Origin of the sequence: Streptococcus sp. 17.1 (assembly GCF_016648655.1) — a bacterium.
GTDB lineage: Bacteria > Bacillota > Bacilli > Lactobacillales > Streptococcaceae > Streptococcus > Streptococcus salivarius_E.
On record NZ_JACLQM010000020.1, the window covers coordinates 1 to 26989 of the forward strand.

Annotated in this window: 16 protein-coding genes; all 16 read left to right on the forward strand. The window is 42.3% G+C overall.

Going from position 1 to position 26989, the window contains the following annotated elements:
• Nucleotides 1–19: 19 nt before the first annotated feature.
• The gene (locus H7T99_RS09280) at nucleotides 20–3673 is read left to right on the forward strand and encodes a mucin-binding protein (RefSeq protein ID WP_201035986.1); all 3654 of its coding nucleotides are present in this window, start codon (nucleotides 20–22) and stop codon (nucleotides 3671–3673) included.
• Between the two features lie 184 nt (nucleotides 3674–3857).
• Nucleotides 3858–5066: an exonuclease SbcCD subunit D gene (locus tag H7T99_RS09285; RefSeq protein WP_037601918.1), complete on the forward strand. Its 1209-nt coding sequence runs from the start codon at nucleotides 3858–3860 to the stop codon at nucleotides 5064–5066.
• Nucleotides 5063–8242 carry an SbcC/MukB-like Walker B domain-containing protein gene (locus H7T99_RS09290; RefSeq protein WP_037601921.1) on the forward strand — a complete coding sequence of 1060 codons (3180 nt, stop codon included), beginning with the start codon at nucleotides 5063–5065 and terminating at the stop codon, nucleotides 8240–8242. The genes H7T99_RS09285 and H7T99_RS09290 overlap by 4 nt, the downstream gene beginning before the upstream one ends.
• Nucleotides 8243–8671: 429 nt before the next feature.
• Nucleotides 8672–8761: a twin-arginine translocation signal domain-containing protein gene (locus tag H7T99_RS10740; protein ID WP_155124243.1), complete on the forward strand. Its 90-nt coding sequence runs from the start codon at nucleotides 8672–8674 to the stop codon at nucleotides 8759–8761.
• Nucleotides 8762–10568: 1807 nt separating this feature from the next.
• Nucleotides 10569–12662 (forward strand): glycosyltransferase, encoded by a 2094-nt coding sequence (locus H7T99_RS09300; RefSeq protein ID WP_037601928.1) that lies wholly within the window; start codon nucleotides 10569–10571, stop codon nucleotides 12660–12662.
• A gap of 94 nt (nucleotides 12663–12756) precedes the next feature.
• Nucleotides 12757–13983: an accessory Sec system protein translocase subunit SecY2 gene (secY2, locus tag H7T99_RS09305; protein ID WP_021143846.1), complete on the forward strand. Its 1227-nt coding sequence runs from the start codon at nucleotides 12757–12759 to the stop codon at nucleotides 13981–13983.
• A gap of 100 nt (nucleotides 13984–14083) precedes the next feature.
• Entirely contained in the window at nucleotides 14084–15655 is a 1572-nt protein-coding gene (gene asp1 / locus H7T99_RS09310; RefSeq protein WP_037601930.1) for an accessory Sec system protein Asp1, read from the forward strand.
• A complete protein-coding gene (gene asp2 / locus H7T99_RS09315) occupies nucleotides 15642–17180 on the forward strand; it encodes an accessory Sec system protein Asp2 (protein WP_037601932.1) in 1539 nt (512 codons plus the stop codon). The genes asp1 and asp2 overlap by 14 nt, the downstream gene beginning before the upstream one ends.
• 2 nt (nucleotides 17181–17182) lie before the next feature.
• Nucleotides 17183–17629: an accessory Sec system protein Asp3 gene (gene asp3, locus H7T99_RS09320; protein ID WP_014634783.1), complete on the forward strand. Its 447-nt coding sequence runs from the start codon at nucleotides 17183–17185 to the stop codon at nucleotides 17627–17629.
• A complete protein-coding gene (secA2, locus tag H7T99_RS09325; RefSeq protein WP_037601934.1) occupies nucleotides 17622–19997 on the forward strand; it encodes an accessory Sec system translocase SecA2 in 2376 nt (791 codons plus the stop codon). Before asp3 ends, secA2 begins: the two co-directional genes overlap by 8 nt.
• A gap of 12 nt (nucleotides 19998–20009) precedes the next feature.
• Entirely contained in the window at nucleotides 20010–21518 is a 1509-nt protein-coding gene (gene gtfA, locus H7T99_RS09330; RefSeq protein WP_037601936.1) for an accessory Sec system glycosyltransferase GtfA, read from the forward strand.
• Complete coding sequence (gene gtfB / locus H7T99_RS09335) at nucleotides 21515–22867, forward strand: accessory Sec system glycosylation chaperone GtfB (RefSeq protein WP_037601938.1); 1353 nt, start codon at nucleotides 21515–21517, stop codon at nucleotides 22865–22867. The genes gtfA and gtfB overlap by 4 nt, the downstream gene beginning before the upstream one ends.
• The gene (gene asp4, locus H7T99_RS09340) at nucleotides 22860–23039 is read left to right on the forward strand and encodes an accessory Sec system protein Asp4 (protein ID WP_002883547.1); all 180 of its coding nucleotides are present in this window, start codon (nucleotides 22860–22862) and stop codon (nucleotides 23037–23039) included. Before gtfB ends, asp4 begins: the two co-directional genes overlap by 8 nt.
• Before the next feature lie 4 nt (nucleotides 23040–23043).
• Nucleotides 23044–23268: an accessory Sec system protein Asp5 gene (asp5, locus tag H7T99_RS09345; protein ID WP_002883546.1), complete on the forward strand. Its 225-nt coding sequence runs from the start codon at nucleotides 23044–23046 to the stop codon at nucleotides 23266–23268.
• A 35-nt stretch (nucleotides 23269–23303) separates the two neighbouring features.
• Nucleotides 23304–24305, forward strand: a complete 1002-nt coding sequence (locus H7T99_RS09350) for a sugar transferase (RefSeq protein ID WP_037601940.1) — start codon at nucleotides 23304–23306, stop codon at nucleotides 24303–24305.
• Nucleotides 24306–25034: 729 nt separating this feature from the next.
• Nucleotides 25035–26989: lectin-like domain-containing protein (locus H7T99_RS09355; RefSeq protein ID WP_201035987.1), on the forward strand; the 1955-nt coding region annotated here is incomplete at its 3' end.

Consider the following 26989-nt stretch of genomic DNA (forward strand, 5'->3'; position numbering starts at 1 on the left):
TTTTGTGTATAAGAGACAGATGTTTAATAAACGCCAACGTTTTTCATTAAGAAAATATAGCTTTGGTGTAGCCTCTGTCCTTTTGGGAGTTTCAATCTTCTCAAATGCGCAGGGTGCCCAAGCTGATGAAACGGTAGCACCAACTACCGCAGGTATGGAAACAACTGCTGAGCCAGATGTCGTCGTGGAGCAATCAACGCCAACAACAGCATCAGTAGCGCCAGCAACAACAGAAAACGCACCAAGTTCAGTCTCTACTGTGGCCTTGGCTAGTGAACAACCGCAATCAGCAGCTCAAAACAGCCAAGCAGCTTCAACAACTAGTCAAACAGCAGCTAGTTCAGAAGCAACTTCTCAGGCTGCATCGCAAGCGAGCTCTGAATCTGCAGTAGCAAATGTTTCATCTGTAGCTACTAGTGCACAAGCTCTTAACTCAACAGCTGTAGCAGAAACTCCAGCTGCTGGTCAAGTATCAGCACAAACAAGTGCGGCTGCTTCAGTTGCGACTGCAGCAGAAACTGCAAGTGCAGAGTCTACAACTAACGCTGTAAATAGCGTCCTTAAAGTAGCGACTAGCGAGTTGGCTGTGACAAGCAGTGAATTGAATGCTGCTGAAGCAAGTCTTAACTCTGAAAATCTCATCAATGCTATGGGACTTGCGGTATCAAACCGTAGCCTTCGTACAACTGATGCGGTTGCTGTTTTGACAAATGCTGGAGCAGGCTCAACAAACCCTGACTTGACAAACCTCGGCTACAAACTTGCCTTTTTGCCAGAGCGTCAACAATACTTTGTTAACATTGATTATATCAACCACCTTAAAGTCGGTCGTGATAGCGATGGTGTCATGAGAGCTTATGACTACATTGACGATGCGACTGGTAGATATGTGGTCGTCGTAAACTATGCCAACCTTGGTATTATCGACTATGTGGATGAAGCTGGAAATAAGATTCCAAACTCTTCAACCTACCGTATTAACAACTCAACTGAAACAATCACAGCAAACGGTAAAACTTACAATAAAATCTATGATGCCGGTATAACAGAACTTCCACCAGTGCCAGCAGGATACCGCATCAAATATGCCTCTGCTGATAAGTCTAGAGCTAATGCTTATGTGGATGTTTTAAAAGCAGAACGTCAATATGATTATGTTAACGGTATTGCAACGATTCGCTCAAATCGTTCTTGGGCTTATAATCAAAGCCGTGTCGTTGACCTCGTTCAATTTGCCAATGGCGCTCAAGGTTTAGATGCTTCTATTGATGCTAATGGTGGTGGTCAATACCTAGCTCCAGGTTACCGTTACCACATTATCGTTGAAAAAGACACGAAAGATGTCACTAAAGCAACAAGTCAAACAGTGACTTACACTGGTGCTGATACGAAGACACCAGCTGCTAACACTCAAAATGACTTTAGCTTCAACGGTAAAGAAGATCCTACAACTAATACAACAACTTGGACTGAAACGACTCACACTTATGGAACAGTCAAAACTCCAGTTGTTACTGGTTACTATGCCGATAAAGCCGTAGCAGGTGGCAAGACAGTTACTCCAGATGCACCAAATGCGACAGACACAGTGACATACAAAGCCTTTGGTAAATTTATCGCTGTGGATGAAAATGGCAATCCAATTCCAGGTGTATCAACAACTGCCTACACTAACGATCCTAATGATGCGACTAAGATGATTGCCATCGACAAGACGCTTCCAAGTATTCCTGGTTACACTGTTAAGGTTGTCCCTGCATCACCATCAAATCCAGGTGAAGACACTCGTGTCGTTTACGTAGCAATCGTTAACGATGTGACTAAGGCGACGAAACAAACAGTTACTTTCCAAGGTGCTGGCGATAAAACTCCAGCTGCAGATGTGAAATCTGACTATACCTTTGCAGGTAAGGATAACCAAGCGACTGGTAAGGTGACTTGGAATGAAACTAGCCACACTTACGGTACAGTTAAGGTTCCTGTTGTTAATGGTTACTTTGCAGATAAAGCGGTAGCAGGTGGCAAGACAGTAACTCCAGATGTTCCAGAAGCAACTGACACTGTAACTTATAAGGCCTTTGGTAAATTTGTCATTGTCGATGAAAATGGTAACCCAATTGCAGGTGTGTCAGATACTGCCTACATCAATGATCCTAACGATCCAACTAAGATGATTGCAGTTGACAAGAACTTGCCAACTATCCCAGGTTACACTGCTAAGGTAGTACCTGCAACACCAGGTGACTTGTCTAGCGATACTAAGGTTGTTTATGTTAAGAACGATCAAAAAGCAAGTGTTGTTTACCGTGATAAAACAAGTGGTTCAATCCTTGAAACTGTTACTTTGGCTGGTAAGTCTGGTGAAGCGGTTAACTATTCAACAGCTGAACGTATCAAACACTATCAAGACCTTGGCTATGTCCTTGTAACAGATGGTTACCCAGCTGGTGCAAGCTTTGACTTGGATAGCACAGTTGACCAAGCTTGGACAGTAAGCTTCAAACGTGTAGCACTTGACTTTAATCCAGACAATGCTCACGAACCAGGAACACCAATCTATCCTAACCAACCAAACGGTCCAAAATGGCCAGCTAAGGATGCTTACCTTAAAGATGTGACATATACTGTTCACTATGCAAGCAAAGATAGCAATGCTAAATTGCCAGTAGACAGTGTTCAGAAAGCACAATGGAAACGTTCATTGACGCTTGACTCTGTAACAGGTGATATTCTTACTGCAGGTGAATGGAAGGCAGATAAGACTAAGTTTGATCTCGTGATTACACCAATGGTTAACGGTTACTTCGCCGATAAAGGCAGTGTGGCTTCTCAAGATGTCACTATGGACAGCAAGGTTGAGACTGTAACTTACACTAAATTTGGTAAGATTATTGCCGTTGACGAAAAAGGGAATCCAATCCCAGGTGTTGAAGCAGTTGCTTACACAAATGATCCTAACGATCCAACTAAGGCTGCTATGACTCTTGTTCCTGAAGTGAAAGGTTACAAGGCTGATAAGACTGGTGTGACACCAAGCAACCCTGGTGAAGATACAAAGGTTGTTTACAAGGTGGTTAATGCAGAACCTGCTAAACCGGCAGTTAACAAAGAAGTTGGTACTATCGTTGTTATCTACCGTGACGAGTATGGTAACCAAATCAAGATGCCACTTGTGATCACTAACTCTGTTGGTTCTGAAGTTAACGTTCACGGTGACCGTTATATCTACCGTAATGGTGTGAAATACGAATTGATTCGTCAAGAAGGTAAATCTACAGACAAGATGACAAAAGGTCAAACAGTCGTGACCTATATCTATCGTAAGGTCGAAGATGGCTCAACACCTTCAAATGGTAATAATGGTCAATCTGGAAATGGTGGAAATTCAACTTCTAAAGCTGTAAAAGCGGCCTCAAATGGATCTAAAGGTTCTAAAGGTTCTAAAGGTTCTGGATCAGCAGCCGATGGCGCTTCAGATGGTAAAGGTTCAGATAAGAAGAAATCTGGAAACAAAGATGGTAAGAAGGCAGATGGTTCTGATAAAGCTAAAGAAGGCGACGGACAATTGCCAGTAACAGGTGAGTCAGATAACAACCTTGCAGCAATGGGTGTTGTTGTTATGGGACTTATGTCAGGACTTGCGGCTATGAATCGTCGTAAAAACCAAGACTAAGATTTCCACACCTTATCTCTCATAAATTCCAAAAATAAAATCTCTCTCGAGTGTGATTGCTCGGGAGAGATTTTTTGGTCTGCGGATAAAATTCACGGAATCTCCCAAGGTTTGTGAATCTTTTAAGCAGTATTTAGCTTGATAAGGTACAATAGAGTAAGACAAAACGAATGAGGAGACTGTCATGAAGTTTTTACATACGTCAGATTGGCATGTGGGGCGAACCCTCAATGGCTGGTCTTTGTTGGAGGAGCAGGAGTGGGCCTTTCAACAGATTGTGGATTTAGCTATTAGCGAAAAAGTGGATGGGGTTATCATTGCGGGAGACCTCTATGACCGTGCGGTGCCGCCTGTGGATGCGATTAAGCTATTTAATAAGACCTTGGCCCGCTTGGTGTTGGAGGAGCAGATTCCTGTCTATGCTATCAGTGGCAACCACGATGGTGCTGAACGTTTGCATTTTGGACGAGAGTTTTTTCAACATCAGGGTCTTCATTTAAGCACACGTTTGGAGGAGGCTTTTGAGCCTATTGAGTTGGAGGCTTGCCAGATTTTCCTGCTTCCCTTTATTGACCCCATTGATGCTCGTATTTACTATAAAGACGATGAGAATAAGGAAGTTCAGGGAATTGGTGATGCCTTGGCCTATATTCTCGAGGATATGGAAAAAGCTTTTGATCCTGACAAGGCCCATGTCTTGGTGACGCATTTTGCGGTTTCTAAGAAGGATGATAGTGATGGTCAAGGTCTACGGGAATTGATGTTGTCTGAAACTAGCAATACGGTAGGTGGTCTTTCTAATGTGACCAGTGACCTTTTTAAGGCTTTCGATTATGTGGCTTTAGGGCATATCCATACGCGTTTTGCCAGTCCGAGCCAGCGCGTGCAATATTCAGGCAGTCCGGTCACCTTTAATGTCAAAGAAGCCAAGCGTAGGGAAGAAAAAGGCGTTTATATTCTTGACTTAGATGCAACTGGAGACTTGTCTCAGGCCTTCCATCCTTTAGAGGTCAGACGGCCGATTGTGACCTTGCAGGAGCCTTTTGAAACCTTGGTGTCACCTGAATTTTATAAAGGACAACCTTGTCAAAAGGCTTGGTTTGCCTTTGATATTCAATTGTCCAGTCGTAAGGAATTAGAGGGCATCAATGTGCGTGCCCGTCTGGAAGAGATTTATGGTACAGACATTGTAGAAATCACTTTCAGTCGTTTGGGTGATGTCAGGGAAGAAAGCTTGACTGTAGATCAGCACTTAAAAGATTTGGAAATGCAGTCGCCTCAGGAAATTGTCTCTGATTTTTACCAGACAGTGACTGGGGGCGATGTCTTGTCTGAGAGACAAACTGCCCTTGTGGAAAGTATTTTTGAGGAGATTGGAAGGAGTGGACAATGAGACCAGTTCAGTTAGAATTGACCAATTTTGGACCTTATCGTAAGGAAGTCATCAATTTCACCCAGTTTGACCATGCTCCCCTCTTTTTGATTGGTGGGGACACAGGGGCTGGTAAGAGTACCCTCTTTGATGCCATGACGGTTGCCTTGTTTGCCACAACCAGTGGCGATCGCAATGTTGAGGAGATGCGGTCAACCTTCGCTGGTCCAGAGGATGACTTGACCAAGGTAATCTTTTATTTCCAACAAGGCAAGCAACTTTATCGCATTGAGCGAGTGCTCCAGCAGGAGAGAGCCAAGCGAGGTGGGGGCACGACCATGCAAAAGGCGACGGCTTCTTTAGTCATTGTGGATAAGATTGGGGGTAAGGAAATTGAAAAGCTTGGGGATAAGATCAAGGAAGTGAGTGACCAGATTGAGCAGATTTTGGGGCTCAATGCTGAGCAGTTCAAGCAGATTATTCTCCTACCGCAAAATGATTTCAGCCGTTTCTTGAAAGAAGATTCCAAGACCAAGACTCAAATTTTAAAGAAAATCTTTGGAACGGGTATTTTTGACCGTTTTCAAAAGAGCTTGGAAGAGCGTCTTCGTCAGAGCAATAAGGATATGGATAAGCGCCAAGCTCAGCTAGATGGCCATTTTGCCAGTCAGGTGTGGTCTGAGGAGGAATTAGCAGTCTTGATCCAAACGCCAGCCTCTGAAAAATTGGCACGCCTTGAAGAGCTTTTGTCTCAGCGTCAAGAAAGTCTTACGGAGCAAAAAAGCATCTTGAAGGATGCCTATGAGGATTTGGTTAAACTGCAGAAGAGCTTGCAAACTGCCCAAGATTTGGCAAAGATTTTCCAAGAATTGAAGCAAGCCAAGGAGCGTTACCGTCTGGAAATTGAGGAAGGTGCTCAGGAACAGGCAGAAGCCAAAGTGCATCTGGAGGAATTGCAGTTCGCTCAAGGTCTGCAGGAAACCATTAGTAGCCTTAAACAATATCAGAAACAGTTGTTGCAATTAGAGCAGGATCTTGAAATCGCTCAGGAAGAATTGAGTGAAAAGCAGCAGGCTTTTGAGGGAGTTAAGGCTCAAAAAGAGGCACTCGCAGCTCAATCTAAGGACTCTCTTCAAAAAGAAGAGGAGCTTGAAACTTGGAAAGAGGATATTATCTATGCTCAGAGTCTTGTCCGAGAGCAGGAGAAAATCAAACGTTCAAGCACTAACTACAAGCAGTTGGAAGAAACCTATCAACAGGCGTCGAAAAAGATTGAGACGCTTAACAAGTCCTTGTCAGATTTGGAGGCCAATCGCCTAAGTTTAGATAGCTTGCATGAAGCCGAAAAACTCCTCCAGTCTGTGGGTTACAATGTGGATAATCAACTGGCTCAGGACCTGAAAGAAATAGAGGACTTGAAGCAGGAGTTGGCCAAGACGGAAAAACGTCAACAAGGGTTATCTTTGGATATTGACCAAGTTCAAGAAAGTCTCAAGGAATTGGAAGACCAGTTAGCAACCACTTTAGCTTCACGTCGTCAACTCATGATTGCCCAGTTGCAGGCAGAATTAGAGGATGGACAGCCATGTATGGTTTGTGGTTCCATTGACCATCCTAAGGTCGATGGGACACAGGCGAATGAAGCGGCCTTGAAGGATCTCATGAATCAGGTGGAGGAACTTCAAGCTCAAAAAGAAAAGAAAGTCGCTACCTTGTCAAACCGTCAGGCTACCTTGAGCGAAGTTGAATCTAAACGTCAAGATTTGCTTGACCAAGTGGCTAAAGTCAAGCTAGCTCTCGAAAAACACTATCAAGAACTCCAGGAGCAAGTTAAGGGACAATTTGATTTTGATTTTTCAGAGGACTATGAAGCAGACTGTGGACAAGCCTTACTCCGAAAGGTTGAGCAGTATTATCAAGATCTACACAAACGCTTTGATAAGGAAGAGGCAGATCGTGTCCATTATCAAGAGAAGTTAGGGCAAGCTCAGGAAAAATTGATAGATTTGGCTAAAGCCTATCAAGAGGCTAAGGCGGCGCTTGACCAAGCTAAGGAACGTCTTAAGGAGTTACAAGAAGCTCATCAAGAGCTTGAATCTGTTGAGGTTTATCAAGAACGTATTTCCCTAGCAAAGCAGGAGTTGGACCTCTACAATAAGCAAGTCAAGGAAAATAGTGGAGCCTACAACCAACTTCATGCTGACATTCAAGGCATCAAGGGGCAACTTGAGAGCTTAACCAAGTCTAAAGAAAATGCTAGCCAAGAAACTAAGCGTTTATCGGCTGAACTAGACCAAAGTCTTATGGCTGAAGGGGCCCTCACCAATGACCTAGAGCAAATCCAGCTTTGGCTTCTTGAGGTGAATAAGCAAGCGATTCCTGAGCTCCAGGCTCAATTGACAAGCTACCAAACTCTTAAACAAGAGTTGAAGGCGCAGATTGTCAAGGGTCAAGAGCTTATCAAAGACCAAGAAAAGCCAGACCTTGGCAATCTAACACAAGCAGTAGAGGATTGTCAGGAGAGCTATGATAAGCAGCTGGCTCAGGTGTCTGTCATTGAGAAGGGGATTAAAGATGCGACGGCTACCTACCAAGCGGCCAAAACCCTTCAAGACAGTAATCAAGAGGCCTTTAAAGCTCACCAAGAGCTCAGCGATCTGGTTAAGGTGGTTAAGGGAGAAAATACAGCACTAACTGGACGACTCAATCTTGAAGTCTATGTTATCCGTCAGTATTTCCAACAAATCTTAGACTATGCCAATGCTAACTACATCGGTCTCTTAACGGATAACCGCTATTCCTTTGTCTTGAGTGAAGAAGGGCGTCGGGCGCGTGATCACTTTGGTTTGGACATCAACGTCTATGACCAGCTGACAGGTAGCGAGCGTTCCGTCAAATCCTTGTCTGGAGGAGAAACCTTTATCGCTGCACTGGCTATTGCCCTATCCCTCTCAGAGGTGGTGCAAAATACTAGCAAAGGTGCTGTTGTTGAAGCTCTCTTCATCGACGAAGGGTTTGGCTCACTGGATAAGGAAGCCCTGACCAAAGCCATCGCTGTTCTGGAACAAATCGGTGAAAACCGTATGGTCGGTGTCATCAGTCACGTGGACGACATGAAAGAAGGCATCGCCCAACAATTAGCTATCATCAAGTCGCATGATGGCAGTAGCCGTATTAAGATTGTGGATAAAGGGTAAAATATAAAAACTAAATTACTATCAATTAACGAGAATCAAAAGATATATCCTTTAACAGGAGTCTATTATCTGAGGAATAACTATCTTAGAAAATGTTCAATAGGCAATAGTTCCCCAAGTCTGTAGAATCCTACTTGTTGACGATTTAATTCAAGCTATTTTTAGTGGAACCTGAGTTTCTTCTTATAGAAAACGTTTTTTGTTATATTATTTCTTAAAGCAAGAAATTCCTAAGAAGTATAACTTCTTAGGAATTTTTTTTTCATTGCTTATAAGTAGTCTACTGCAAGAATAGGAGTGTTCTTTTTAGCCGGTACACGAGTTTTAACACCATTATTCCCTTTAGGGAGACGTAATTTTGTAGTTCCTTGATTTGAAGAATTTGTTTGGTGTCTGTAGTTAACAGGGATACGTGTTTTCACACCGTTATTGCCTTTAGGAAGACGAAGTTTTTTAGCATTTGTTGGTGTAACTGGTGTTACAGGTTTTTCAGCTGTTCCTTCAGTCACTTCCTTGTAAATATAAGTGATTGTAACAGTATTTGAGATACGAATTTTGTGTGACTTAATTTCTTGGTCATCAATTAATTGTAGCTCATATGTTTTACCATTTGCCTGGATTGTTTTAGGAGCAGTCGGGAAATAGGCATAGTAAGCTAAATCAATATCACGTCTAACCATGTTGACTTGGATTGGAGCAATTTCCTGTCCCTTATTATCGACAAAACGGGCCTGTTGCGCGACAGTTGGCGCAAGGTCAACATCATCGTAGAAGTAGGTAACATCAATAATAGGACTTGAAGCAATCCCTTTTTTAGGTGCGCCGTAATTACTCTTATTGTTAAGCACCATGTCGTCGTATTTAGCAAAATACCATGTTTTTCCGTTTTCATCGGTAACCGTTGCTGGCGCAAAAGCAGCTGTGTCGTATTCAGTGAAAGCAGGAGTTTTAATCGTTGCGTAAAGCACATCTTTTTGAGAGCTAAATTGTGAGTAACTTGCTTCGGTTGTTCGACGGATGTGATGGATACGAACTTCTGACACACGCTCATCAACTGTTGGTGTGTTTACAACTGGACTTGATTCTTCAAGATTTATAGGAGTTGTATTTTCAACTGCTGGTGCAGGAGTACTTGCAGGTGTAGTTACCTCCTCACTAAGGATAGCAGTGCTCGCCGAGTTAACCTCAGTGGCAGTATTAGCGGTAGTAGCTGTGTTTACTGATTCGTGAGCTAGATTGACATCAACGGCTGAAGCAGGGATGTTTTCAACAACTAGGTTTTCAAAAGCCTCTGTAGTGGGAAGGTTTACTGGCAATTCTTGTTCATCTGCAAGTGCAGAAGATGATAGACCAAGTGCTAAAATTGCAGCACTAAGACCAATAGTAGCATGTAATTTCTTATTCATGTTTATTAATTCCTCCTTGATTTACACTGATTATATCATGCCCTGATAACAAATGTCAAAAAATTAGAGAATGTGTTTAGGAGGTTTTTTCTTGATAAGAAGCAACTGATAATGCTTTATAAAAAACATAACAGTAGTATTTAGTTAACATATTTATCAATATTGTTTTCTTCTTATATCCTTCTATAGAACTCATGATATCCATTTTTTTATCTAATAATATTTTTATAATCAAAAAAATTAATAAAAAGCGATGTGATAATTTTATTTAATAATTTAAGGCTATTAGGAGACTAAAATATCTAATTTAGAGTACTAAATGAATATTTTTTGTAAAATGATGCCGTTTTTGATGAGGGTGAGATTAGGTGTCATTAGCTTCTACGAGATATTATCTTACTTAGATAAAAATAAGTTTAATCCCCGAAAAAGCTTATTTTTATAAACCTCATTGTGGTAGTTTTATCGTTTTTCTTTTCATTGAATGACTTGATTGCGCTTCTGAGTTTCACATATATGAATTACTTCAAGAGTGATAGTAATTTAATGGCATCCTACCGACATACTAATTTGGACTACAAGATGTGAATCATAAATTTGAAGAAGTCCAGGTTTGGATTGATAGAAGAGCCTCTCAGACCAAGAGCAAACCATCAGTTCTCACGCTAGACTTCTTAACTGTCGGTTTTTGAAATAAAAGTAATCTAATTTGGAATAGATTTAATCTATTAGAAAATTAAGTGATATTATGGTATAATTTAATGTTGTTAAGTCTCGAAAAAATAAGGAAAATGATATGAAGTGTATGGGATTTCAGATCTTGTGTGACAATGAAAACAGTTATAAACATTTTTTGATAGTCCTATTGTATTATGACTTTTTGAGACAAGAAAAAATATCACAGCTAGAAAAGTAAGAAAATGACAGAAAAAATTTCCGTAATTATTCCCGTTTACAATGTAGAAAATCAACTCCAGACCTGTTTAGACAGTGTTTTGGGGCAGACCTATCAAAATCTTGAAATTATTCTCATCAATTATGGCTCAATAGATAATAGTGATGCCATTTGCCGTAGTTATGCTGCTAGGGATTCTCGTATCCTCTATTTTAAAAAGGATAATGGAGGGCTTTCAGATGCTCGCCATATTGGTATTCGTCAGGCTAAGGGAGCTTACGTCACCTACGTGGATGCTGAGGATTGGGTAGAGTCTACTTATCTGGAGGAACTTTATAAGACTCTGCAGGCCCACAAGGCGGATATCGCAGTGGCCAATTACAGTGTCTATAAGGAATCGGAAGATCTCTTTTATTTTTATATCAAAGATGAAGATTATTATGAGCAGGTTTATTCACCGGCTCAGATTATTGATGGTCTCTTTGAAGAAACCAATAACATTAACATCGCTCTGATTTCTGCGACAGGCAAACTCTACAAACGTTCTTTGTTTAATGACTTGCTTTTTCCAAAAGAGCATGCAGGGGAGGATGGCTTTTTCAACCTTAAAGCCTATCTCATGAGTGAGCGTACGGTATATCTCAACAAGGGACTTTATGTATATCGTGAGAGTCCAGAGATGCCATCAGCGACTTGGATGCAAGACTGGATGATGACCTTGGTTTATGCCATGGAAGAACGCTTGGCTATTGTTGCTAGTCATGGTTTCCCTCTGGAGAAATACATGGTCACCTACCGTCAGATGCTAGAGGCTTGCTTGAAAAATGTGGAGGAGCAAGGTCTCACGGATTCTGATGCCTACCGCTCCATTCAGGAGAAATTCCAGGTCTTGAGTTTAGCTCCTCAACGTTATGAGACTAAAAAGCGTGCTATTGTTCTTGCGGCTAACTATACTTATGTTGACCAAGTGCTTACGACCATCAAATCCATCGTTTTCCATCATCGCAACATTCGTTTTTACTTGATTAATGATGATTTCTCTCAAGAGTGGTTTAGAGGACTAAACCGTCATCTGGCTGCCTTTGGTAGTGAAGTGATTAACTGTCGTGTGGATAGTAGTCATATCAAGCAATACAAGACTAATAGCAACTATGCAAGCTATCTTCGCTATTTTGTAGCGGACTTTGTGTCTGAGGAACAGGCCCTTTATTTGGATAGTGACATGGTGGTTACAGGTTCTCTAGAGGACCTCTTTACCCTTGATTTGCAAGGTCGACCTTTGGCTGCCGTGCGTGATTATGCTATTCAGGTTCAGGATCGCCAAGCGATGTTTGATGCTGGCTTCATGGTGATTGATACGGCTTATTGGAAGCAGTACAACATGAGACGTCACTTTATTGACATGACTAGCGAATGGCATGATAAGGTCCCATTTGCGGAGCAGTCCATTCTAAACATGGTCTTCCGTAACAACTGGTTGCCCTTGTCTTTTGACAACAACTATGCGGTTACCAAGTCTAGTTTAGCTGGTTTCCATCTGCCAAATGGTCAAGACTATCCTAAGGTTGTGCATTATGCCTCACACCGTAAGCCTTGGTTACCATTGGCTTGCCAAGCTTATCGCGAGGTCTGGTGGTTCTATGCTCAAATGGATTGGTCAGAGGTTGCTGAAAATGCCACTTTATTGCCACTTTCAGAGGACATGATTTATCCTAAGGGCCGTCCGTTTACTTGTTTGATTTACACCAACATTTCAGAAATTCCGCATTTGACGGACCTTATCTCGGCTCTTCCTAAGGTACAGTTTAAAATTGCCTCTCGACAGCATGTGACAGATAAACTGGCCCAATTGATTACCTATCCAAATGTGACGGTTTACTCAGCCATTGCGGGCTTAAATGGGCTAGATTTGGAATTGTTGCGTACCAGTGACTTGCTTCTAGATATCAATCCAGGAAGAAAAGTAGTGGAAATTCTTGATGCCTTTAGGTTTGAAAACAAACCGATTTTAGGGTTCGAGGACCTTAAGTCAACCAAGCATAACCAACAAACCTACTCAAGAGATCGTTGGAAAGAGATGGCTGAGACCATTCGCCAAATGCGTAAGAAGAGCCTGTAATCCTTTGCTTGGATAAGTAGGCTGAACTGGCGTCTCTGTCTCGTTTCAATCGAAATAACATCATCCTGTCTATGGGCAGGAAATAGGAGTAATAGTGAAAAAAATTAGTCAATCGATAATCACCAAACGTGTCTTATGGACCCTCTTTTTCCTCTTTATTTATTGTTTGGGAAATCAATTGGTTCTACCGTTTGTGGATTTGAAAAATGCAAATATCTTTGGGGGAGCCATAGGTTCCTTGGCTTTCTCTAGTGCCATGATGGGGGGAAACCTCAGGTCCATGTCTCTATTTTCAGTGGGCTTGTCGCCCTGGATGTCGGCCATGATTCTCTGGCAGATGTTTTCTTTCTCTAAGAAAATGGGCTTGAAAAATCTTCCCATTGAGATTCAGGACCGTAGACGCATGTATTTGGCCCTAGGGATTGCCATTGTTCAATCTTTGGCAGTATCCTTGAATTTACCTATCGTTTCAGGGGTTAATGCTAGTCTCGCTATTTTCATGAATACCATTTTATTAATTGCCGGGACCTTCTTCTTGGTTTGGCTATCAGACCTCAACTCACTCTTTGGGATTGGAGGCTCCATTGTTATCTTGATGGCAAGTATGATGGCCAATCTGCCCTATCAAATCATGGATAGTATTGAAAAGCTAGGTATCGGTTGGGATGTCTTGCTTCCTCTGATTCTATTCAGTTTGGTCTTCCTCTATATTTCAGGGGTTGTGCAGAGGGCTAGATACCGTATCTCAATCAATAAAATCAATATTCATAACCGCTTTAAACAGTATTCTTACTTGGATATTATGCTGAATCCAGCCGGAGGGATGCCTTTCATGTATGCCATGTCGCTGGTTAGTATTCCGCAGTACGTCTTTATGCTGATTCAATTTATCCATCCTGAAAACAAGTGGACCAGTGGTGCTATCAAGGCCTTGACGGTCGGTCAACCTCTTTGGTTGGTTGTTTATCTGGTCATGCTCTTCGTTTTAGGGTTAGCCTTTGCCTTCGTTAATGTCTCTGGTGAGCAAATCTCTGAGCGAATGCGCAAGTCAGGTGAGTATATCTACGGTGTTTATCCAGGCCAAGAAACTAGTGCCTATATCAACCATTTGGTGCTTAGACTTGGTTTTATCGGTGCCCTTTATATGCTCTTTATGGCAGGTGCTCCAATGCTGATTATCTTGGTCAATCCAGATTACCTACAACTGAGTATGATTCCTGGGACATTCTTGATTTTTAGCGGTATGATTTACAATGTTAACGAGGAAATGAAAGCCTTGAAGCTTAACACTTCCTACACCCCACTTTTTGAAAATGTATAAACTCTCACCCCTCGTGGGGTTGAGAGGCAGGCTGGTGATGTCTGATCGGTCTGCCCCTCAATCTCAAGTATTGTGATGAAAAGACAATGAAGGAGAACTCATGTATTATTTTATTCCAGCTTGGTATGGACAGACGGATGAATTTTGGAAGACGGTCATTGATCCTTGGTACCGTATCCGCCAAAAAATTGAATTTGATGACAGCTTGCACCAAGTTCGTATCTTTCAGGATGAGGACTTAGCCCCTCAGCTTTTGCTTTTGGCCTACCAACCACATTTGCGTTATTTCTTGCATCGTCATGATGTCTTGGAAGTTGGCTATACAGCTATTTTTGACTTGATTCAGGGTATCACTGATGAAGATATGAAAAATCTTCAGGTGACAGATTTGGAATGGCCAGAAGGGGCTACCTTTGTTCACACACCATTTGCTATCGTGGTACAATGTCAACACAAGCGTTATGCCGAGATTGAGTTTGGCTCAGAAGGCTTTATTGGCATGATTCGCTACTATAAGGATGAGCAAATCATTCGCGAAGACATTTACGATGACCGCGGTTTTATCTCAAGTAGTCTTTATTATGAAGGTGGACAACCAAGCTATCGAAACTATCTTAATGCCAAGGGAGTCTGGCAACTCTGTCATTTCTTTGATGGCCGTGGAATTGTAGCCAACCCTCGTACGGAAGGTCGTTTTAATAAGAGTTACTACGGTAATCTTTCGGAAGTTATCTGGGAATTTTTGACTAAATTCTTGGACGAAAAGGTAGAAGCAGAGGACCGTTTTGTTATTGCCTCAGATTTACGCCATAACAAACACCTCTTTGAACATTTGCCAGCAGACAACACTAAGATTTTGACTTGGTTCGCAGAACGTAATCAGGACGATAGTATTGACACCTATGAAGCCTTTCTGCCGCAAGTGGACTTGTTGATTGCTGACCGTTACGATTACTTGGAGCAGCTTCAGGTTGCCTATCCAGAAGAGGCTAAGAAACTCAAACACATGGCTTCATTCGATACCCGTTTGGCTTTGGGAACCAGTCAACGTGTCAAAGAGTCTAAAATCTTTTATCAGGTTGACTTCGATCAGTTGGATTTAGAGGCTATTTATCAGGTCTTGGCTTTTGTGGCTAAGTATCCTAAGACACAGGTTGAATTTGGAGCATTTAATGCCAATCCAGAGCAACTTGGTAGCCTGCAAAATCAAGTGGAAAAAATGATTGAAGAACGATTGAGTCCAGATGCCTTTGAAGAGGTTGTTGAAAGTAGTGGTGCAGAAAATAAATTGGAAGAAAATAATGAAATCGTCAGCCGATTTTCTTTCCAAGACCTGCGTGACGAGACTGCCCTTATCAAGGCCCTTCAGTTTACACGCCTCATTGTCGACTTGAGCAAGGAACCTAATCGTTATACACAGATTGCTGGAATTAGTGCTGGTATTCCACAAATTAACCGTGTGGCGTCTGAGTATGTGACCCACCAAGAGAATGGTTATATCTTGAAGCACTTGTCTGATTTTGAAAAAGGGGCTTACTACTATTTGGGACAGTTGAACAACTGGAACCGTTCCCTTATCTACTCTATTGAGAAAATTAAGGAAAATACAGGAGACCGTTTGGTGCAAAAATGGGAAAATTGGTTGAAGGAGGAGCAGAATGACCAAGGATAATCGTCTGAAGATACTACAAGTTGGATCATCCAACTGGTCAGAAAATCAGGAAATTCCTGAAAATATGAAATGGTATTATTGCAATCTTGGTCAGCTTGAGACCTTACAAGAAATCATCGAAGAAGTCGAAATCAAGACTTTCACAGCTGTTATAGTTGACAGTCTTGCCGGTCTTGCGGAATTGATGGCTATTAAAGAGCATTTGATTCCTCATGCTATTTTCTTTGATCAAACGATTGAAGTGTCGGATGAGATACTTGCTCAGTTCATCAAGGAAATGTGTGCTGTGCCGACTGATTTTTCAAATCAAGGACAGTTGCTCTTTACCTTTTCAAAAGCACTCTTTTCAGGCCAATACGGGGATAAGATGTCTCCTTTCACTACCCAGGTTAACCCCAATTTTACTGGTGAGGTGACCTACCACGGTCATGAAAATGTCATTTTAAAAGGTGATTATGGTCAAGATTTTAGTCCTGTCTTGGACTGGACCTATAATGTCAGAGCCAGCAAGGAAAATCCTATCGAGCTTTGGTTGGAATTTGAAAAAGAGGAGACTTGCGAGTGTCGGTTGATTCTCAATCTTTTGCCAGAAGGTTCGGTCGCAGGTATTTTTAAGACCTATATCGTTTCAGAAGAAGAAATGCGCAAAGGGGCCATTGTTCTTGATGAGGACATGACCTTCCTCTTGGCTGCTAGTCTTGAAATGAAAGGCCAAGGTCAGATTACAATCGGCGGGCTCCACCAACGTTTGACCCGTTTCCAATTCGGTAAATTTGTACTTGGTGGTGGTATTCTCCACGACAGCAAGCGTCAGGAAATCAACTATTTCTTTTATCCTGGGGACTTCAAGCCACCTTTGTCAGTTTACTTCTCAGGTTTCCGTCCTGCCGAAGGTTTTGAAGGTTTCGGAATGATGAAGGGGATGGGAACACCATTCTTGCTCTTCTCAGACCCTCGTCTCCAAGGGGGAGCCTTCTACATGGGAACTGAAGAGCTTGAAAATAGCATCAAAGACACCATCCAACATTACTTGGACTATCTAGGATTTGACAATAGTCAGCTCATTCTCTCAGGAATGTCCATGGGAACCTTCCCATCAATGTACTATGGTGCGGACTTTGAGCCTCATGCTATCATCATGTCTAAGCCTCTAGCCAATGTTGGTACTATCGGTAATCGTGCCAGACTCTTGGCGCCAGAGGTCTTTCCAACAGGGATTGATGTCTTGCATTTGCAGACAGGCCGTTTGGATAATGAGGGTGTCGAGGCCCTTAATCAGAAGTTCTGGGATAAATTTGAAAAAGCAGACTTCTCAAATACAACTTTTGGTCTTTCCTACATGAAAGACGAGGATATGGATCCGACGGCCTACGAGGACATTACCAAGTCTCTCTATTACTCAGGGGCTAAGATTCTCAGCAAGGGAACGTCAGGTCGACACAACGATGATTCTTATACGGCGACAACTTGGTTTGTTAATTTTTACCGTATGATTTTAGAAAATGATTTTGGAAGGAAGGAGTAAGAATGTTCAGAAACAAGAAATCAGAAATCTTGTGGGGCTTAAACCACAAAGCCTACATGTATGGCTCAAAAATTGTTAAGCGCCAAGATGGTTCTGTGCAATTTTACAATCCTTTGGTGCCATCAGGAACGGAAATCCAGTCTTGGGTGGCCATCCAAAACTACCAAGCTGGTCGTACCCAACCTGCCCTCCCACTTTTGAAAAAAGGGCATAGTTATGACTTGACGGCCAATCTTGAAGCTGTCCCAACAGGCTCAGTCTTTTTGAAAGTCAGCTTTTTGGACCGTTATGACAATGAAATTAAACAGTTGATTGAAAAGAGTACCCAGATGACCTTTGTTTACCCTCACGAGGCCTATACCTACCGTATTTCCCTCTTGAGTGCTGGGGTCAAAGAGCTAGATTTCTACAACTTAAAACTGGAAGAAACAGGAGAAGAACATGTTTAAACAACTGAATCCTATTCTCCCTGTTAAGGAGATACTCAAGGAAATTAACGGCCTAGCCGATGAAATGGCTGGTTTGAGCAACCTTGAGTTGAAAAATAAAACGCAGGAATTTAAGGAGCGTTTGGCTCAAGGAGAAAGCTTGGACGACCTCCTGCCTGAAGCCTTTGCGGTTGTTCGTGAAGCGGATAAGCGCGTGTTAGGCATGTTCCCTTATGATGTTCAGGTCATGGGAGGAATTGTCATGCACCAAGGTCATATCGCTGAGATGTACACTGGTGAGGGGAAGACCTTGACGGCTACCATGCCAGTCTACCTTAATGCCTTGTCAGGTGAAGGGGCTATCCTTGTTACGACAAATGAATACTTGGCTATCCGTGACGCTGAGGAAATGGGTCAGGTCTACGAGTTCCTAGGTTTGACGATTGGTGTTCCCTGTGTGGAAGGCAGCAATGAGATGGAACCGGCAGAAAAGCGTGCCATCTATCAATCAGATATCGTTTACACGACCAATTCTAGCTTAGGTTTTGACTATTTGATTGATAACCTTGCTTCTAACCAAGACGGAAAATACATGCGTCCCTTTAACTATGCTATTGTCGATGAGGTGGATTCTGTCCTCCTTGACAGTGCACAGACACCTTTGATTATCTCTGGTGCGCCCCGTGTTCAGTCTAACTACTATGGGATGATGGATACGCTTATGACCACTTTGGTCGAGGGTGAGGACTATATCTTCAAAGAGGAAAAAGGGGAAGTCTGGTTGACTACTAAAGGGGCTAAGGCTGCTGAAAATTACCTTGGTATCGGTAACCTCTACGATGAGGAAAACAGCACCTTTGCCCGTCACCTGCTCTTTTCTCTTCGTGCCCACTTGCTCTATAAAAAGGACAAGGATTATATCATTCGTGATGGCAAGAAGGGACCCGAAGTGGTACTTCTTGATAAATCGACAGGTCGTCTCTTGGAATTGACCAAGCTCCAAGGTGGACTCCACCAAGCCATCGAAGCCAAGGAATTAGTGGCCTTGTCACAAGAAACCAGAGCCATGGCTTCGATCACTTACCAAAGTCTCTTTAAAAAATTCAAGAAAATTTCAGGGATGACTGGTACTGGTAAGGTTGCGGAAAAAGAATTTCTCGATACCTATGGCATGAAGGTCATTCAAATCCCAACCAATCGTAAGAAACAACGTATCGACTATCCAGATAAGATTTATGCGACCCTACCAGAGAAGGTCTTTGCCTCTTTAGAGTATGTTAAGCATTATCATGAAAAGGGAAATCCAATCTTGATTTTCGTTGGTTCGGTGGAAATGTCAGAGCTTTATTCTTCTTTGCTTTTGCGTGAAGGAATTGCTCATAACCTCCTAAATGCCAACAATGCGCCACGTGAGGCTGAGATGATTGCTGAGTCAGGACAAATGGGTGCCGTGACGGTTGCGACGTCAATGGCTGGACGTGGAACAGATATCAAGCTCGGAAAGGGTGTGGCTGAACTCGGTGGTTTGGTCGTTATCGGTACCGAACGTATGGAAAGTCAGCGTATTGACCTGCAAATCCGTGGCCGTTCTGGACGTCAGGGTGACCCTGGTATGTCTAAATTCTTCGTCTCCCTTGAAGATGACGTGATTAAAAAATACGGTCCATCTTGGGTTCACCGTACTTACAAAGAATACGCCATTAGTGATCACATCGATCCTAAGGAATTGACAGGTCGTAAGTATCGTAAATTGGTTGAAAAAGCCCAAGAAGCTAGTGAAAGTTCCGGTCGTACCTCACGTCGTCAGACCCTTGAGTTCGCAGAAAGTATGAACATCCAACGTGAGATGATCTACGCACAACGTGACCGCCTCATCTATCACAATCAAGGTTTGGACACTGTTATCGACGAGGTTCTTGATGACTTTATCGACCAGGCTATGGCTGAGGAAGATTTCTCAAAAGCGGAAAATCTTTACCACTTTATCTTGCGTAATATCAGCTTCCGCATCAATGAAATCCCTAAGGATCTGGACCTCAACAATCGTGAGGAAGTCTTGGAACTCATCTACCAGTTTGCCTATCGTGAACTTGATGCTAAAAAGCAGGAGTTGAAAACTAAGGAACTTAACGAGTATTTCCAACGCCTATCCATGCTTAAGGCTGTGGATGACAACTGGGTGGAGCAGGTAGACTATCTGCAACAACTTCAGATGGCCATTGGTAGCCAACAACTCAGTCAAAAGAACCCGATTGTCGAATATTACCAAGAGGCTTACAAGGGCTTTGAAGCCATGAAACGTCAAATCAGAAAGGATATGGTTCGTAATCTTCTCCTTAGTCAGGTGCAAGTCACTAAAAAAGGAGATATCATCAGCCATTTCCCATAAAATAAGGAAATTATGACAGTATATAACATTAATTTAGGCATAGGTTGGGCCAGCAGTGGTGTCGAATATGCTCAGGCCTATCGTGCTAAGATTTTCAGGGAAATGGGGCAAGAAGCAAAATTTGTTTTTATGGACCTCATCCTTGGGGATAATATCGAGCATATGACTAGCAAGATTGGTTTTTCAGACGATGAAATCATCTGGCTCCATAACTATTTTACAGATATCAAGATTGCGCCATCGACCATTAGCCTAGCGGAAATCGAGACCATCTTACCTGCCAATCCTGAGCGCAAGGAAGTTGCTGGTCGTCTCATTCGTTACCATTATCCACAGGATGATATGGTAGTAGCATGTAACCTTCGTGTGATGGACGAAGATGCAGTGGAAACAGTCAGCTACTTTGTCAATGACAAGCTCTTGCGCAAGGATTTTTACTCTTACACCCGTTACTGCAGTGAGTATTTTGCGCCTAAGGACAATCAAGCCAAGGTTTACCAACGTCGTTTTTATAACGAAGATGGGTCTACAGCCTATGACATGATTGTCGGAGACAATAATCAGGATATCTATCGTTTTCCTGATCAGGTTCTTTATGGTAAGCAAGAATTCCTTCGCTATTTCTTCAAACGTCTAGCCCTAACCAAGGATGATGTGGTCATCTTGGACCGTGAAACAGGTATTGGCCAGTTGGTCTTTGAAGAAGCGCAAGCTGCTCGCCTAGGCGTCGTTGTTCACGCTGAGCATTTTAGTGTCAATCAAACTGATGACAACTACATTCTCTGGAATAACTATTACGAGTACCAGTTTACCAATGCGGACAAGGTTGATTTCTTCATCGTGGCAACTGATCGTCAGAAGGAAATTCTGCAGGAACAGTTCCGTCGCTACACCAACCATGATCCAAAGATTTACACTATTCCAGTGGGAAGTCTACCTGAATTGGTCGGGCAGGACAAACCACGTAAGCCATTCTCAATGATTACGGCCTCACGATTGGCTCAGGAAAAACACATTGACTGGTTGGTTCGTGCGGTTATCGAGGTTCATAAGACTCTGCCAGATATCACTTTTGATATCTACGGTAGTGGTAGTATGGATGCCAAGTTGCGTGAGATTATTGTCGAAGCACAAGCTGGCGACTATATCCGACTCATGGGCCACGCTGACTTGACTGACATTTATAGCCAGTACGAGGTCTACCTAACAGCTTCAACCAGTGAAGGTTTTGGCCTTACTCTCATGGAGGCGGTTGGTTCAGGTCTTCCGATGATTGGATTTGATGTGCCTTATGGAAATCAAACCTTTATCGAAGACGGGGGCAACGGTTATCTCCTCCCTGTCGCTGAAAATCATGTTGTGGATGTCATCACCAAGTCCTATAAGGATGCCATTGTCCGTCTCTATGAAAAAGGCACTATCGAAGTCATGCGTCAAAAATCTTATGACCTTGCCAAAGGCTTCTTGACCAGTCAAGTCAAGGCAGCTTGGAAACAGTTACTTGAGGAGGTACGCTCATGATATTCTTATGTGATTACTACAATCAAGCCAGTAAGGATCTAGCTTACTCACTTCAGGTAGCAGGCTATGATGCCACAACAGTTGTCATCAATCCAGATGGTTTTCTCCCTCAAGGCTCTCTCTCTCCTTTCACCTATTATGTGGAAGCAGAAGAGGAAAATGGCAAACCACGCTTTTTCAACCAAGTTCCTGTGCCAGCCTTTTGGGAAATTTCAGGGAACAATCAGATGGCGCGTGTGTCTAATCTTACCGAAGAACGTGCCCGCATCACCTACCCAGAAGGTAGCAAGGCTCGTATCGTTAAAAGTGTCGAATGGTTAGACAAGTCAGGAAAGATTCGCCAAGTGGACCACTATAACAAATATGGATTCTGCTTTGCCAAAACCACTCATGATGAGAACGGTCAGGCAGTCTTTACCAGCTACCAAACCAAAGAAGGTGACGAACGTATCTTGGAAAATCATCTTACCAGTGATATTCTCTTGACTATACCAGGACAAGCCCTTCGTCGTTTCGCCAACCGTACCGAATTTGTTAAAGCCTTCCTAGCTCAGGTCTTTGGTGATATCGATCACATTATCTTTAATAGCTTGGCAACACCTTTCGTCGTCTCATGGACTATGCAAAATAAGGGTGCCACTGATGTCCTTGTCTGGCAAGAGCCACTGGGTGATATCCTACCAGGCAATATGAATGGTATCTTAGAGGATAATTCAGCCAGAGCCAATGCCATCATCATTCCTGATAAGGTGACCTATGAAAAAGCCTTAACGCTAGTGCCTGAGGATAAAAAACATAAGGTCTTTTCACTTGGCTATGCCTATGATTTCAAGGAAAATCATGGCAAACCTCGTAATGCCTTTATTGCAACCAATTCAGACCAAATTGAGCGTTTAGAAGCCTTGGTTGAGTCACTCCCTGATGTGACCTTCCAGATTGCGGCAGTCACTGAGATGTCCCCAAGATTGCTCTCGATGATGCGTTATTCAAACGTTGTGCTCCATCCAAACGCTAGTCACAAGCAGTTGGACAAGCTCTATCAAGAGTCTGACCTCTACTTGGATATCAATCATCATAATGAATTGTACAAGGCGACGCGAACTGCCTTTGAACACCAATTATTGATTTTGGCCTTTTCAGAAACAGCTCATGGACCTGTCTATACAGCACCAGAGCATATCTATGCCAGTCAGAACTATCCAGCTATGGTTGCCAAGATTAAGCAGGTCCTAAGCGACAATCAAGCCATGCAAGAGGCCATGCAAGCTCAAAAAGCTCAAGCCAATACTCTGACTGCTTCTGAGTTGGCCGACCGCTTACAATCACTTTTAGGAGGAAATCATGTCTAAAAAAGATTTATTCTACGGTGACGTTGAAGGCCGTATGGAAGAACTCAAGCAAAAGCCTATCACAAAAGAAAAAGAAACCAGAGGAGAGAAGATCAACAAGAGTTTTTCAATCATGCTCGGACTTGTTATTATCATCGGTTTAATCTTCACCCTTATTGGTTTGTTGAGGTAGTCTTATGATGTTAGTATTTATGGTTCTAGCAGTGATTCTTTCGGTTGCCCTTATCGTCTTAGTGACCATCCAACCGCGTCAAACGCAGATTTTCTCAACGGATGCCACTAGTAATATCGGTAAACCAAGTTATTGGGCTAGCCAACCGATTCGAAAAATGTTGACCTTGGCTATCAGCATAGCCCTCTTTATCCTCTTACTTATTTTTATGATTGTTTCTTATAAGTAGAGGACTTCCTATCATATAATAGAAAGAAGTATGTCATGCGCGTACATTTTACAAATTTATTTGGCCAGTCCTCACGCAGTGTGGCCTTGATTGCCCAAAATGATACCATGAAGATTGCCAGAGAGCTCGGTGCTAATGAACTAGGAATTTATTTCTATGATAGTAGTCAAGAGCCAGATGGAGAGCTTAATTCCCGCTTTGATGGGATTGTAGCAGGACTAAGTGTTGGAGACATTGTTTTCTTCCAGTCTCCATCATGGAATGGTAGTGAGTGGGACAGCCGATTGCTCCGTAAATTCAAAGCTGTTAATGCTAAGACCGTTATGTTTATCCACGACGTCCCACCTCTCATGTTTGATAGTAACTACTATCTCATGTCTTCTTATATTGACATGTACAATCTCTGTGATGTCGTCGTTGTTCCATCTGAAAAGATGCGTGATCGACTAATTGAGGAAGGGCTAACAGTTGAGAAGATTATCATCCAAAAACTTTGGGACTTACCTCATAGTCTGGACTTGCACCAGCCTGCTTTCCAAAAGAAAATGATTTTTGCCGGAAACCCAACACGTTTCCCACATATCTTAGACTGGAAACAAACTACCCCTCTCCACGTCTACGCAGATAAACAAGAGGATAAGGATTATTCCAAAGTCCACCTCGAAGGCTGGCGAAATAAACATGAGCTTTTGCTAGAACTATCTAAGGGAGGATTTGGTCTGGTCTGGGGAAATTCGGAAAAACCAGAGGACGAGCTTGACTACTATAAGATGAATATCTCTTATAAACTCTCCACTTACTTAGCCGCAGGTCTCCCAGTTATTGTACCTGACTACCTCTCAAATGCAGACTATGTCAAAGAACATGGTCTAGGCTTCGTTGTTTCAAGTCTGGAAGAAGCAGACCGTTGCATTCAAGAATGTACCGAAGAGCAGTATGCACAGATGGTAGCTAACGCTCGCCACACAGCCTACCTCATCAGTAACGGTTACTTCACAAAGAAACTTTTCATCGATGCTATCATGGCGTTGAGTTAATGCGGAGCATAATTTTGATCAAGGAATTGAACTAATGGAAAACGAGGAGTACAGTGAACAAATTATCGTTCGTGTTTTAGACCAGAAAAACAATTGAATATTCTTTTATTTGAGATGAGTTTTTAGGGAATTACTACCATTTATCAAAACTATCAGCTAAATCGTAATTAGGCAGTAGCATTTTGAAGCTACTGTCTTTTTATTTTGAATAATATATAATAATTCTGAATATTCCCAAGAACTAATTGTGTTGAGTTTTATTAAAAAAAATATCAATTAAAGGATATCGTTACATTAAAATGTCAAAATTCAGTTGGTTTTACAGATGCAAATATCGACGTAGATGAGTAAAAGATGGGTGTTTTTAAAGTTATCTTCCCATAATATTGACTTCTATTTAATAATTGAAGATTGATCTAAAAATAGTCATTGTTTTATTTTGTAAACTCTCTAAATGCTTTTTACTATAGAGTTAATTTATATTTGTATTTTTATTTGTAAGGATACTTATATTTTTTACAGCCTCAAAGTATAGGCTAATTTTACTCAGGAAATTTAAGTTAAATCGGAAGAGGTTAAAGAAAAACTAAAAGGTTAAAACTAAAATGCTAAAATGTTGCTACAATTTTAACAATATGATATATTTGATGTTAGGGAAATTCAATTTATATTATTTTTAGAAGTGACAAGAGTAATCAAAATCTAATGATTTCTTGTCTAGGAGGATATATGGGTAAAGATATCTTTAGTAAGAAGAGTCGTTTCTCGATTCGTAAATTGAATATCGGAGTCTGCTCGGTCTTGCTTGGTACTTTGATCATGATTGGTCACACAGCTCAAGCGGATGAAACGACATCTGATGGAGCAACAGTTGCAGCCACAGCTGTCAGTGCAAGTCAAGGTGACGGAGCCTCAACCACAACTCCGCCAATCACAGCACCAGAAAGCGCCTCAACTACTACGGTAGCACCAGCAGCTACTGAAGCGGTTCCAACGTCATCAGTGGCGCCTACAACAACGGTTGATTCAGGTGTAGGTGTAAGTTCAGAAGCACCTGTTGCGACAAGTACAACAAGTTCAGCACCAGCATCGTCAGAAGCTTCATCAACAAGTCCAGTAGCTTCGTCAGAAGCTACAACCTCAACGAGTGCAAAACCAACAGCTGCCTCAGAGGTATCTAATTCAGTTACAGCATCGACAGCAACAACTACAGCAAGTTCAGAGAGTGCTACAGAAACTACAACAACTGTGTTAGAAACTGTAGCTACACCTCGTGTACGTAGACGTCGTTCTACTGAAGGAACAACACGTTCAGTGGATGAAACTAACCTGCAAAGAGCGGTAGTTACTAAAGAAAACTTTGAAAGTTTCTTCCAAGAAGGTGGAACTGCTACATATGATAAATCAACAGGTACCATTAAGTTGACAGATGACGTTTCAGGTCAAGTTGGTAGTGCTTACCTTCGTTTTAAAATCGACTCTGGAGAACCCTTCACCTTCACTGGTAAAGTTGATATCGGTAATAAATATGAAGGCAAAACTGATGCAGATGGTCGCCCAGGTGGTGATGGAGTCGGTTTCGTCTTCCATACAGGTAAGGTAGATACTATTGGTCAATCAGGTGCGTCTATTGGTATGGGAACTATCAAAAATGCCTTTGGTTTCAAACTGGACTCATGGCATAACACCTCTAATCCAAATGCGAACCAAAATGCATCAGCCGATCCAAAATATGGAAACGGACGTAAAGTAAATGGAAAGTTTGTGTGGGAGCAAAACGCCTTCGGTTCATTCTACTCATCAAATGCTGCCGGTAAGGTAACGACAAGTAGCACAGCAGCTGCTGCTCTAGATCCAAAACCTAATGGCGAATGGGTAGACTTTAAAATTGTATACGATAAAGATAAAAACTTTACAGTAACTTATGGCTCACAAACTTGGACAACAAACTTAAAAAACGCTAACACTAGCATCATGACAGCTGAGGCTAAGCGTGCCTTGACTAATGGTAATCCAACATTTGCCCTTTCATTCCTAGGAAGTACAGGTTCTGGTACAAACTTGCAACGTGTTCAGATTGAAAGATTTGAATTTACAGCACCACAAATCGTTCACATGAAATTTGTTGATGTGAATGGCAATGAAATCGAAGCAAGTAGTGCGATTCCAGGTGACGAAAATGAGGTTGTTAACCTTAGCACCCAGGACAAAAAGATTGCTGCAGTCGAAGCTAAAGGTTATAAATTAAAGAAAATCGACCATAGCAAAGCACCTTCCTACAATGAAGACAACAACACAGTTACCCTATCTCCAGGCGGACAGTTGTTGACTTATGTATTTGAAGAAAAAGATACAACACCTCCAGACGCCCCAGTTGTGAACCCAGTTACCGCAGGTGCTACAGCCGTCACAGGTACAGCCGAAGCCGGTTCAACTGTAGAAGTTACTCTTCCAGATGGCTCTAAGGCCACAGCAACAGCTGATCCAGATGGCAACTTCAGTGTTCCAGTCAGCGCCTTGAAGGAAAATGACACCGTATCTGTTACAGCAAAAGATGCTTCAAACAATACATCAACACCGACAACCGTTACCGTACCAGATACGACAGCTCCAGTAGCCCCAACTGTGAACCCAGTTACCGCAGGTGCTACAGCCGTCACAGGTACAGCCGAAGCCGGTTCAAC

What these genes read in the sequence shown, in the direction of transcription:
- gtfA (WP_037601936.1), top strand. Translation starts at nt 20,010, where the DNA reads ATGACAGTATATAACATTAATTTAGGCATAGGTTGGGCCAGCAGTGGT.
- asp4 (WP_002883547.1), top strand. Translation starts at nt 22,860, where the DNA reads ATGTCTAAAAAAGATTTATTCTACGGTGACGTTGAAGGCCGTATGGAA.
- H7T99_RS09280 (WP_201035986.1), top strand. Translation starts at nt 20, where the DNA reads ATGTTTAATAAACGCCAACGTTTTTCATTAAGAAAATATAGCTTTGGT.
- asp1 (WP_037601930.1), top strand. Translation starts at nt 14,084, where the DNA reads ATGTATTATTTTATTCCAGCTTGGTATGGACAGACGGATGAATTTTGG.
- asp5 (WP_002883546.1), top strand. Translation starts at nt 23,044, where the DNA reads ATGATGTTAGTATTTATGGTTCTAGCAGTGATTCTTTCGGTTGCCCTT.
- secA2 (WP_037601934.1), top strand. Translation starts at nt 17,622, where the DNA reads ATGTTTAAACAACTGAATCCTATTCTCCCTGTTAAGGAGATACTCAAG.
- H7T99_RS09285 (WP_037601918.1), top strand. Translation starts at nt 3,858, where the DNA reads ATGAAGTTTTTACATACGTCAGATTGGCATGTGGGGCGAACCCTCAAT.
- asp2 (WP_037601932.1), top strand. Translation starts at nt 15,642, where the DNA reads ATGACCAAGGATAATCGTCTGAAGATACTACAAGTTGGATCATCCAAC.
- gtfB (WP_037601938.1), top strand. Translation starts at nt 21,515, where the DNA reads ATGATATTCTTATGTGATTACTACAATCAAGCCAGTAAGGATCTAGCT.
- H7T99_RS09290 (WP_037601921.1), top strand. Translation starts at nt 5,063, where the DNA reads ATGAGACCAGTTCAGTTAGAATTGACCAATTTTGGACCTTATCGTAAG.
- asp3 (WP_014634783.1), top strand. Translation starts at nt 17,183, where the DNA reads ATGTTCAGAAACAAGAAATCAGAAATCTTGTGGGGCTTAAACCACAAA.
- H7T99_RS09350 (WP_037601940.1), top strand. Translation starts at nt 23,304, where the DNA reads ATGCGCGTACATTTTACAAATTTATTTGGCCAGTCCTCACGCAGTGTG.
- H7T99_RS09300 (WP_037601928.1), top strand. Translation starts at nt 10,569, where the DNA reads ATGACAGAAAAAATTTCCGTAATTATTCCCGTTTACAATGTAGAAAAT.